This is a genomic window from Eudoraea sp. (assembly GCF_049665975.1).
Lineage (GTDB): Bacteria > Bacteroidota > Bacteroidia > Flavobacteriales > Flavobacteriaceae > Eudoraea.
On sequence record NZ_JBATGR010000369.1, the window covers coordinates 1 to 11,117 of the forward strand.

Sequence of the window (11,117 nt, forward strand, 5' to 3'; positions counted from 1 at the left end):
GCACTGAGAAGAAAACAACTTAGTTTGGTCCTGGCGGGTAAAATGAAGCCAAATGATGCCACAGAACTCCGAGCATTATTCATGGAAGAATAAATTCCCTCTGATATTTTTTATTTAGAAATCGAAATTGTCAGGATCCGGACCATAGCGCTGCGCTCTATCCAGACTATCCAAATTAGCCATATCTTCCAGGGTTAACTCAAAATCGAAAATATCAGCATTTGCTAAAATTCTTTCCCGCTTAGATGATTTAGGAATAGTAATAACTCCTTTTTGCAAATCCCAGCGCAAGACTATTTGAGCAATGGTCTTATCGTACTTATTTGCAAGTTCTTTAAAGGTGTCTATACCAAAAATCTTGCCTTGCATCATTGGAGACCAGGCTTCATATTGAATATTTTTATCTGAACAAAAGTCCAAAAGGCTTTGTTGCACCAAATATGGGTGAAATTCCATCTGATTTACCATGGGAATTATCTTTGCTGTACCCAGTAAATCCTCCAGGTGATGCTGCATAAAGTTACTTACTCCAATAGCTCTGACTCGTTTCTGCTTATAAAGATATTCCATGGCTTTCCAGGTGTCTTTATACTTTCCCACAACCGGCCAATGTACCAAATAGAGATCTAAATATTCCAATTCCAATCTATTAAGGCTCTTGTCAAAAGCCTTTAGCGTATTATCATAGCCTTGATCTGAATTCCAAACTTTACTCACAACAAAAATATCTTCCCTGGGCACATTACTTTCGTTTATTCCGGCTCCTACCCCTTCTTCATTATTATATATGGATGCCGTATCTATATGACGATATCCGGCCTCCAATGCCCATTTTATGGCGTTTATTACCTCTTTTCCATCTTCAGAAAGATAAACCCCTAAACCGAAATACGGCATTTTAACCCCATTGTGTAATGTAAAAGTCCCCTTGATATCAGTTATTGATCCCATAATCTATTTATAATTATAGCCGGTAAATCCACTCTTCCGGATTTAATCTTGTAGCATCCTTGTAGAGGTAAAATTTTAGCTGTGTCAAGCCATTGTACCGATTGGTATATATCTTTCCTAACTCTTCTTTCAGGTTTACTTTATCGCCCTTTTTTACATACAAATCAGAAAGATTGTAATAGGTGCTTATAAAGTTCCCATGTTTGATCTGAACACCCTTATTTCCTCCTGGAACAGCCAAAATTGCGATCACTTCTCCTTCAAAAACAGCGCGGGCAGTAGCGCCTTCATCCGTTGCTATTATAACCCCATTACTCTGATGTTTAATCCCCGGATACACAGCATCTTTATATATGCCAAAGCCTTGTTGTTTAATCCCTTTTTCAACCGGCCAGATAAGTTTTCCTTTATTCGCGGAAAAGTTATTTGCTACCAGCGTCGCTTCCGGTGTTAAGACAAACTTATTTGATGTTCCACTTTTTCCCGCTTTCTTATTTGAGGCAGCTATGGCGTTTCGGATTAATCGTTCTATTTGTTGATCAATTTTTCTTGCTTCCTGTTTTTTCTTCTTAATAGCTGAGGCATAATTACTCTCATTTTGTCGAATTGACTTTAATAGATTTTTTTGAGCTTTTATCTCATTCAGTAATTCACCTTTAGCCTTTAAATTCTGGGCCAACAAAACCTCCTTGTCTTTACGTTGGTTTGTTAAATCGTTATTTAATTGAGTAAGTTCTTCTGTTTTCCTGACAATATCCTCCCCCTGCTCTTTTCTAAACTGCGTATATTGTTTCATATATTGTAATCTTTTAAAGGCTTGAAAAAAATTTTCCGAAGACAAGAGAAACATTAGTCTGCTTTGTTGAGATCTATTCTGATATGATTTTTGGATCATTGTTGCATACTCTTCTTTCAAGGCATCCAAATCTTCCCGAAGCTTGGAAATATTTCGAATATTGGCATTTATTTGCCTGTTAAGAAGGTTAGCTTGCTGATTAGTAACTCGGATCAATTGCTGTCTAACGTTAATTTTCTGGTCTAACACCTCCATTTGATCCAGAACAGTCCCTTTTTGCTTTTTTTCTGCAAATAACAGTCGGTTTATATCTTCAATTTCCTTTTGCAGCTGTTCTCTCCTTGTTTCCAGGGCTTTCTGTTCGTTAGTCTGCCCAAATACATTTGAACCCAGTAGCGCTAAAATAACAAATAGTATATATGCAGGATATTGCTTTGCAATTCTCATTTTACTTCAAAACTATTTCTTCAAATCCTTTTGGTATTTTATAGGGAAAATTCAATATTCGATTCAACTCTATATTCCTGAATTCTATGGCAATATTGGTTATTTGGTCAATATCAATTGCTGTAATCTGAATTTCCTCAGGTAAGATTCGGTTATTCTTTTCCTGATATGATTTGTAATAAATTTCTAAGAGTCTCTTATTCCAGGGTTGAGATAACTGCTGTGTAGCAATTTTAAAATTTTTTGGTTCAATTAAGAATAGTGTTTTGAACAGATCACCCACATTTTTAGGTTTAAGCTCATAGTATTCTTCCGTCGCAAGGGAAATATATTTCTCTGTCCGCAAATCAAATAGTGCTTCCCCCAGTAATAAATTCTGTACTTTGTTAAAATCTAATTCAGTTCCCAATAACATGCTCAAATAAGTGAAGTCTCCATCAAAATACTCATTTTGAAGTTTATTATAGAAGGTTACTCTTTTAGGGGTAATTAATGCCTTGACAACACCCAGAGGGGCACTCATCCAAATTGCATTATCCTTTTCCATTCTGAGGCTAACATTAAAACTTTGAACGGCACCACCATCATTGTACTCAACTTTCATCCTCCCGCTTATGGTCTTGAATTCTAATTGATTTTTATAATGATTTTTGATTATTGCCTTGGTGGTAAGCTTTTTATCAACCTCGCTTGCTGAAACTACCTTGCTTGATTTGCAAGAGAAAGAAAGCATTGCCAGAACCGTAATTATGACCCATCTATTAATATTACTTTTCATTCGATCAGGAGCCAGATTTAATTTTACTAAGATACATATTTGCCTTTGATGAGTTTCCTAAAAATCTATACGCATTAGCTAACTCTCTGTAAATATTATTACCAAGTTCAATATCGTCAATAAGAAAATCCAAAGCAGTTTCCAATTCACTTGTCGCTTCCTTCTGTTTTCCACTTCTATTAAGACCCAAACCCTTCGCGTAATAAAAATAAGGCTGAGACGGAAATTCCTCCAAAGCCGCTTCTGCTTTAATAAGTAAGGAATTATAATTCTTAATTCGTATTAATTCTCCTATTTCTTCCTTATACTTTAAAAGAGGGCTCAGATCCGTATTTTGGGACGTAGGAACTTCCTTTATTACATCAACATTCCTAGGGCGATCCAAAGAATCTTTAATCCTAAGTGAAAGAGATTTTTTAAAAGAAGAGTCTTTCATGTCTTTTAAAATACTTAAAGACTTCTGATAATTCTTTTTTTGAAAGTATATCAGGGCTAGATTTTCTATTAGCTTACTATTATCATAAGAAATTTGATCTTTAATCATCTCCATGGAATTACCCTGTTTTTGTAAAATCTCCACTACAACATTTAAATACCAAAAATTCTCCGGTTCTGAATTTAATGCATCAAGCCCGTATTGCTGAGCTTCTAAATATTGCTTATTTGCTAAATAAGATTTAGCCAATTCAAAGTCAACAACATTGTATGTGCTATCCAGATTTTTACATTTAAGAAAAAGATTAATAGCCTTGTCATGGTTCTCAATCCCTTTTTGTTTTAATGCTTCAAAAAATGTTTCTTGAAATTCGTCTGTATAATCCTCCAAAAATACCTCAGCGCTTTCTTCTTCCTGAGCATAGCCAAGCTGAGAGAAAATAAATATCCCTAAAATATAAATAACCCATTTAAGCCTAAAGTTCATATTATACCACTACATATATCCTCACCAATAAAAAAATTTTACTTTATTCCGGTACTTCCGAACCCACCTTCTCCCCTGGTGGTTTCAGTCAAAATTTCTGTTTCAATCCATTCAGCTCGCTCATGTGCCGTGATCACTAATTGTGCTATGCGTTCCCCATTGACAATGGTAAATTCTTCTTTAGATAAATTCACAAGAATCACGCCAATTTCTCCTCTGTAATCTGCATCTATTGTCCCGGGTGCGTTAAGAACCGTTATTCCTTTCTTAGCCGCCAAACCACTTCGCGGTCTTACCTGCGCTTCATATCCGACAGGGATTTCCAAAAACAACCCTGTTTTAACAACAGCCCTTTCTAGTGGTTGTAACGTAATTGATTCAGTTATATTGGCCCGAAGATCCATCCCGGCCGAAGCCGTTGTTTCATATTCGGGGATAGCGTGATCTGATTTATTAATAATTTTAACTTTCATTTTATGTGCCGTTTTTTTTACCCATTATCCCTCCTAAAAATATTCTTTTCAAGGTTTCATTTTCCATTTTGTAGAGCAGGATTAAAAATACTAAAAGCAAGCCACTACCTATTACCAAATTTCTGTTAAATACATAAAATGAAAGTGCGGCAAACAGGATAGATAATCCTAAGTAAAAGCTTATTTTTCTAAAATTATAAGGAATAGGATAGTACTTTCTGCCAAAGAGATAAGAGATTACCATCATACTTCCATATGCCGCCAAAGTAGCAAATGCAGAAGCATAATACCCCCAGTCCGGAATGAATAAATAATTAATCCCAATTGTAATTAATGCTCCTACAATAGAAATATAAGCGCCAAATTGTGTCCTGTCTGTAACCTTATACCAAACTGAAAGATTGTGATAAATACCCAGGCAAAAGCTTGCTAATACTATCACCGGTACTATTGGCATGGCTTCCCAATATGCCTGGTCCTGAATAAAAATGATTTTTAAAACATCTGCAAATACCACTACCGCTAATAGTATTACGCTTCCCAGGACAACAAAATAGTTTGTTATCTGGGCATAGGCACGCTGAGGATGTTCAGAAGAGGAATGGCTAAAGAAAAAAGGTTCTATCCCAAGGCGAAAAGCCGTGGCAAAAAGAGTCATAAAAAGCGCCAGTTTATAACAAGCAGAATATTTGCCCATTTCACTCTTGGCAATATCCGGAGGTAATAAATCTGCAAGTAATATTCTATCAAAAACCTCATTTATAGTAAAAGCAATTCCGGCAATCATTACGGGCGTTCCATACTTTAACATTTTAATCAATAGGGGTTTGTCAAAAGAATAAGTTCTTTTGAGATATAGGCCGCCCATCATTAATAAGGTAATTCCGCTAGCTATTAAATTTGAAATTAAAATGTATGATATTTCAAAATCAGGTATATAGATGACATTCAATAAGCCTTCCGGATTGGCTTTGGCCAGACCTGGAAGCAAAAGGAGGAAAAAGATATTCAAACCTAAATTCACAGCAACATTAACCGTTTTCACCATCGCGTAACGCATGGGTCTTTCATTTGCCCGAAGCCAGGCAAAAGGGATGATGGCAAGAGCATCCAGGGCCAGAATAAATATGACATACTTAATATAGCGCTGTTCTATATTTAGTGCCTCAACCATTTGGTTTTGTAACAATAGGGCCAGAATCGTAAATAATACGGTGCTAACTCCCAAAGAAATTAATGAGGTGGTAACCACTTTATTCTTATCATCTTCGCCATTGAAGAATCTAAAAAAGGCTGTTTCCATGCCATAGGCCAAGATCACATTAAAGATTGCAAACCAGGAAAAAATTAATGTCACCTCTCCATATGATCCCGGTGGCATAACTTTGGTATAAATAGGGACCAAAATAAAGGACAGCATACGAGGCAACACAGTAGCCAAACCATAAATGAATGTTTGCTTAAAAAGTTTTTTAAATAAACTCAAAGGCTTAAAGATTTGGGCTTAAAATTAGGTATTTAAACCCATGGAACAAAGTCTGTCATTTGGTGTTCACTGATATATACGTGAAGGCTTGTTCTTTATTCCCGTGATTTTGAAATAGGTTACTTTATTATTTTGCGGATCAGCTGTGATAACTTTATAACTAACAACCGCTTCATCTTTGTTCAAATCAAATGGGAAATCTGCATTTTTACTATTTATAGAACCAGGGGGTTGATTTCCCACTTCTTCTTTAGGATCTGAATGCATTATAATATCTGGTTTTTTGTCCTCACTTGTGTACTTATAGTTGCAGATAATTTGCAGGTTTTCTCCTTCCTCTTTAAGCTCTGCTTCTAAAACACGTCCCCTGAAAAAGACTTCTAAAAATTTTATTTCGTTGCCAGCCTCCACATCAACAGCTAATTGTAAGATAAAACCAGTGCCACTTTCTTCCCTGCCACCAGCATATTGTTGATAGGAAGGATTATTTATGCTGAAAGGAGGTGCCGTTGTTAATTTCTTTTGGGAGGAGCATCCGTAAAGGCTAAAAACAGTAAGTATTATAATTGATGTCTTATTCATAATTCATTTTTATTAATGGTTTCGTAAAGATATAAAACCAAATTTGGTGCCAAAAAAATCAGCTAAGCATCTATGAAAATCCTACCAATAAAAAATCCCGCTATAGGCGGGATAATTATTGTTTAATCAATTCAACCTAACTATAAAATAGCTAATTGTTCAATGCCTCCGCGCCACCTACTATTTCAAGGATTTCATTGGTAATAGCGGCCTGGCGAGCCTGATTATACGTCAGTTTTAGCTGATCTCTTAATTCAGTGGCATTATCAGTTGCTTTATGCATTGCGGTCATTCTTGCTCCATGTTCACTTGCAAATGAATCTCTTATTGACTTGTATAACTGCATTTTTAAGGACTTAGGAATAAGCTGTTCTACTATAATTGCTTTTGCAGGCTCAAAAATATAGTCAGCTGAGTTGTTTGATTCCTGCTCCATAGGGACAATTGGTAAGAATTGCTCTGTAGTGACTATTTGTGTAGCCGCATTTTTGAATTTATTATATACTACTTCAATTTTGTCATAGGACTCATCAGTATATAATTGCATTAATTCTTCTGCAATTACCGCAGCATTATTGAAAGTAAGTTCATCAAAGATTTTGCTATGGTCAGAAACAACAGTATGTCTTTTTCCAATAAGGTCGTGCGCCTTCTTTCCTATAGTTATAAAATCAACTTTCTGACCCGCGTATTGGTTTTTCTGCATTGACAGGCAGTGTTTGATTATATTGGAGTTAAACGCCCCACACAGTCCTCTATTGGATGTGATTACTACAATCAGAACGTTATTCAGATCTCTATTGGCTGTATATTTACTCCCGGTTTCACCATCTATACTTCCACTGAAATTTTGCAACAATTCTACAAGTTTATTGGCATAAGGGCGCATTGCGGTAATGGCATCCTGAGCTTTTTTTAGCTTAGCAGCAGACACCATTTTCATGGCGCTGGTTATCTGCATGGTAGAGGATACCGATACTATTCTATTTCTTATTTCCTTTAAATTTGCCATTTCTTAAATTGTGAATTCAAAGATTAGCCTTCATATTTACCTGCCAGGTCTTTACATACAGATGTTAAGGTATCAATTACCTCATCCGTTAATTTTCCAGCTTTCAAAGTATCCAATACGTCTCTGTGTTTAGCATTTAGGAATTCTAAATAGTCTTTTTCAAACTCCTTCACTTTGTTAACCGGAACATTACTTAATAAATTTTTAGAGCCAGCATATATTATTGCTACCTGATCTTCAACAGTAAAAGGGTCGGCTTGAGCCTGCTTTAAAATTTCCACATTACGCCTGCCCTTTTCAATTACATTCAAAGTAGCCGCGTCCAGGTCAGATCCGAATTTTGAAAATGCTTCCAGTTCCCGGAATTGTGCCTGATCAAGTTTTAAAGTCCCTGCAACTTTTTTCATAGACTTAATCTGAGCATTACCCCCAACCCGCGATACAGATATCCCAACATTAATCGCCGGGCGCACCCCTTGATTAAACAAATCCTGTTCCAGAAATATTTGACCATCTGTTATAGAAATAACATTAGTAGGAATATATGCAGATACATCCCCTGCCTGGGTTTCAATAATTGGTAAGGCCGTTAAAGACCCGCCACCTTTCACCATAGGCTTTAAAACCTCTGGCAAATCATTCATGTTCTGCGCTATTGAATCAACATCGATTACTTTCGCAGCTCGCTCTAATAACCTTGAATGTAAATAGAAAACATCACCTGGATAAGCTTCACGCCCCGGTGGTCTTCTTAGCAAAAGAGATACTTCACGATATGCTACTGCTTGTTTAGATAGATCATCATAAATAATTAAAGCCGGACGACCTGTATCTCTAAAATATTCGCCAATAGCTGCTCCCGCAAAAGGTGCGTAAACCTGCATTGGAGCAGGTTCAGAAGCACTAGCAGCAACAATAGTTGTATAAGCTAAAGCGCCTCTATCTTCCAACATTTTTGCTATAGCCGCAACAGTTGAAGCTTTTTGGCCAATTGCTACATATATGCAATAGACAGGTTCTCCTGCGTCATAAAACTCCTTTTGATTTATTATAGTATCTATACAAACCGTTGTTTTACCTGTTTGTCGGTCACCAATAACCAATTCGCGCTGACCTCTTCCTACGGGTATCATAGCATCTACAGCCTTAATCCCTGTTTGTAATGGTTCATAAACGGGTTGACGGAAAATTACTCCAGGAGCTTTTCGTTCCAAAGGCATTTCATAAAGTTCTCCGGAAATGGCTCCTTTACCATCTATAGGATTACCCAGAGTATCTACAACACGCCCTACAATACCTTCTCCAACCTTAATTGAAGCAATACGCTGGGTACGTTTTACTATAGCACCTTCCTTAATTTCTCTCGAGGGTGCCAATAGTACAACTCCAACATTATCTTCTTCAAGATTCAGAACAATACCTTCCAAACCACCTTCAAATTCAACTAATTCACCATATTCAGCATTAGATAAGCCATATACCCTGGCTATCCCATCACCTATTTGTAATACGGTACCTATCTCATCTAATGAAGCCTTGGCTTCAAATCCAGATAATTGTTTTTTTAAGATTGCAGATACTTCTGCGGCTTTTACTCCTGCCATTTTATTTCAGATCTAAGATGTTAAAAAGGAACTAACTCCTTTTACATTCGTAATTTCTATTTAAATACTATTTGTAAACTCTCTTTTTAAATTATTCAATTTATTGGAAATACTGGAATTGTATTGCAGATCTCCAATACGCAATATAAACCCTCCTATTATGCTTTCATCAATTTGATTTTCCAGAGTAATTTTATTACTCGTGATTTTCTCAACTTGTGTAAGAATCTTTTTTTCCAAAGATGGGGTTAAAGGCACTGCGGTAGTAACCATGGCCACGTTTTCTCCCTTTAAATTATCGTTAAGGGAAATATATTTAGCAGCTACTTCATTTAATAAGGCTATTCGTTTTTTATCAACAAGTAATGCAAAGAGTTCCTTAGTTACATTATTGATATTCTTAAAAATCACCTTTAAGGCCTTATATTTTGATGAGCCTTCAAGAATTGGGCTTTGCAACATGTCTTTTAGCTCGTCACTATCAGAAATGGTTTGCACTATATCACGCATGTCACCATCAATTGCGTCTGTAGCATTTTGCTCAATAGCAAGGTTTAAAGTTGCTTTTGCGTAACGTATGGCTGCTCTTGATTCGCTCATTTTAACTTAATTCAATTTAATGTCACCTAGCATGTCATCAACCAGCTTCAATTGCTTTTCTTTATTTGACAATTGTTCTCTGATTACTTTCTCGGCAATTTCAACGGAGAGTTCTGCAACCTGGTTTTTTATATCTGCTACAGCAGCTTTTTTCTCGCTTTCAATAGTGGCTTGTGCCTGTTTTATTAATTTATCCCCCTCTGTCTGAGCAAGATCTTTAGCATCAGTTACAATTTTGTCTTTTATTTCCCTTGCTTCTTTTAAGAGGGCTTCGCGTTCTGCTCTTGCTTCCTTTAATAATTTCTCATTATCGGAAGTTAAATTCTGCATTTCTTTTTTGGCTTCTTCTGCAGCTGACAAGGCGTTTTTAATTCCTTCTTCGCGATCATTAATTGCCGTAAGGATTGGTTTCCATGCAAATTTCCATAACAAAAGCACCAACGCTATAAACAATAATGTCTGCCAAAAAAATAAGCCTAACGAAAAATCTTCTAATAACTTTTCCATACCTAAAAAATCTTAATTGTTTAATCTTTCCATTAATTAAACTAACGGCGGTAACCAACCGTTACAGCCGTTAGTCATTTTTCTAGTTTTCTGTAGTTGCAAAAAGTGCAGCGAAACCAATACCTTCAATAAGCGCCGCTACAATAAGCATTGCCGTTTGAATTTTTCCGTAAGCTTCAGGTTGACGTGCAATCGCTTCCATAGCCTGGCCACCGATTCTTCCGATACCCACTCCTACACCGATTACAATTAATCCTGCTCCTACAATTCTTGGAATTGTCATAGTATATATAATTAAAAATTAAACATTCAAATTAATGTGCCTCTGCATGCTCATGTTCCTCCGAAGCAAAACCAAAATACAATGCCGACAACATTGTAAAAATATAAGCCTGTAATAAGGCCACCAGAATTTCAATTAATGAAATGGCAAATGTAAGTCCAAAGGACAACGAACTGCCAATCCAATTTTTAAAAAGGAACATTAGTCCAATTAAGCTCATAATAACAATATGCCCCGCCTGCATGTTGGCATATAGACGTATCAATAATGAAAATGGCTTTATAAATATTCCCAGAACTTCAATAGGAACTAATATAATATATAACGGAATTTTGGCAATCCATGGCATAGAATCTCCCAGTGGATCAAACAAGTGTTTCCAGTAAGTACTCGTCCCTGTTAAATTGGTAATCAAAAAAGTAAGAACTGCCAATGCAGTTGTTATTGCAATATTGCCTGTTACATTAACCCCAAAGGGTGTGAGTCCAAACATATTTAAAAACCAAATAAAGAAGAAAATAGTAAGTAGAAAAGGCATATATTTCTTATACTTTTTTTCTCCTATTGTAGCAATTGCAATATCATCTCTTATGTATAAGATAATCGGCTCAAAAAACCTTCCTACTCCTTTGGCTATTCCCCCATTTTTAGAATACGATTTGGCTAATCCTCCAAA

General features: G+C 36.2%; 13 protein-coding genes and 1 pseudogene. 1 reads left to right on the forward strand and 13 read right to left on the reverse strand.

Annotated features, from left to right (window positions below):
* Positions 1 to 93 (forward strand): annotated as a pseudogene (locus WBN20_RS12600) (acyl-CoA thioesterase); the annotation flags it as partial.
* 21 nt (positions 94 to 114) lie between these two features.
* Here the strand turns inward: WBN20_RS12600 and WBN20_RS12605 are convergent.
* The 13 genes from WBN20_RS12605 to atpB all read right to left on the reverse strand — a co-directional run.
* Entirely contained in the window at positions 115 to 951 is an 837-nt protein-coding gene (locus tag WBN20_RS12605; RefSeq protein ID WP_424281946.1) for an aldo/keto reductase, read from the reverse strand.
* Between the two features lie 13 nt (positions 952 to 964).
* Positions 965 to 2,194 (reverse strand): murein hydrolase activator EnvC family protein, encoded by a 1,230-nt coding sequence (locus WBN20_RS12610; protein WP_424273689.1) that lies wholly within the window; start codon positions 2,192 to 2,194, stop codon positions 965 to 967.
* A gap of 1 nt (position 2,195) precedes the next feature.
* Entirely contained in the window at positions 2,196 to 2,972 is a 777-nt protein-coding gene (locus WBN20_RS12615; RefSeq protein WP_424281947.1) for a DUF4292 domain-containing protein, read from the reverse strand.
* A gap of 4 nt (positions 2,973 to 2,976) precedes the next feature.
* Complete coding sequence (locus WBN20_RS12620; protein ID WP_424273691.1) at positions 2,977 to 3,894, reverse strand: tetratricopeptide repeat protein; 918 nt, start codon at positions 3,892 to 3,894, stop codon at positions 2,977 to 2,979.
* Between the two features lie 38 nt (positions 3,895 to 3,932).
* Positions 3,933 to 4,367, reverse strand: a complete 435-nt coding sequence (dut, locus tag WBN20_RS12625; protein WP_424281948.1) for a dUTP diphosphatase — start codon at positions 4,365 to 4,367, stop codon at positions 3,933 to 3,935.
* A gap of 1 nt (position 4,368) precedes the next feature.
* Positions 4,369 to 5,853: a lipopolysaccharide biosynthesis protein gene (locus WBN20_RS12630; RefSeq protein WP_424281949.1), complete on the reverse strand. Its 1,485-nt coding sequence runs from the start codon at positions 5,851 to 5,853 to the stop codon at positions 4,369 to 4,371.
* 66 nt (positions 5,854 to 5,919) lie between these two features.
* Positions 5,920 to 6,435, reverse strand: a complete 516-nt coding sequence (locus WBN20_RS12635) for a hypothetical protein (protein WP_424281950.1) — start codon at positions 6,433 to 6,435, stop codon at positions 5,920 to 5,922.
* A 151-nt stretch (positions 6,436 to 6,586) separates the two neighbouring features.
* On the reverse strand, positions 6,587 to 7,447 hold the full coding sequence (gene atpG / locus WBN20_RS12640; protein ID WP_424271719.1) for an ATP synthase F1 subunit gamma: 861 nt from the start codon (positions 7,445 to 7,447) through the stop codon (positions 6,587 to 6,589).
* 23 nt (positions 7,448 to 7,470) lie between these two features.
* Entirely contained in the window at positions 7,471 to 9,051 is a 1,581-nt protein-coding gene (gene atpA, locus WBN20_RS12645) for a F0F1 ATP synthase subunit alpha (RefSeq protein ID WP_424281951.1), read from the reverse strand.
* 60 nt (positions 9,052 to 9,111) lie between these two features.
* Entirely contained in the window at positions 9,112 to 9,651 is a 540-nt protein-coding gene (gene atpH / locus WBN20_RS12650) for an ATP synthase F1 subunit delta (protein WP_424271717.1), read from the reverse strand.
* A gap of 6 nt (positions 9,652 to 9,657) precedes the next feature.
* The gene (locus WBN20_RS12655; protein WP_424274971.1) at positions 9,658 to 10,158 is read right to left on the reverse strand and encodes a F0F1 ATP synthase subunit B; all 501 of its coding nucleotides are present in this window, start codon (positions 10,156 to 10,158) and stop codon (positions 9,658 to 9,660) included.
* Positions 10,159 to 10,240: 82 nt separating this feature from the next.
* A complete protein-coding gene (gene atpE / locus WBN20_RS12660; protein ID WP_424273581.1) occupies positions 10,241 to 10,441 on the reverse strand; it encodes an ATP synthase F0 subunit C in 201 nt (66 codons plus the stop codon).
* A gap of 31 nt (positions 10,442 to 10,472) precedes the next feature.
* Positions 10,473 to 11,117: F0F1 ATP synthase subunit A (gene atpB, locus WBN20_RS12665; protein ID WP_424281952.1), on the reverse strand; the 645-nt coding region annotated here is incomplete at its 5' end.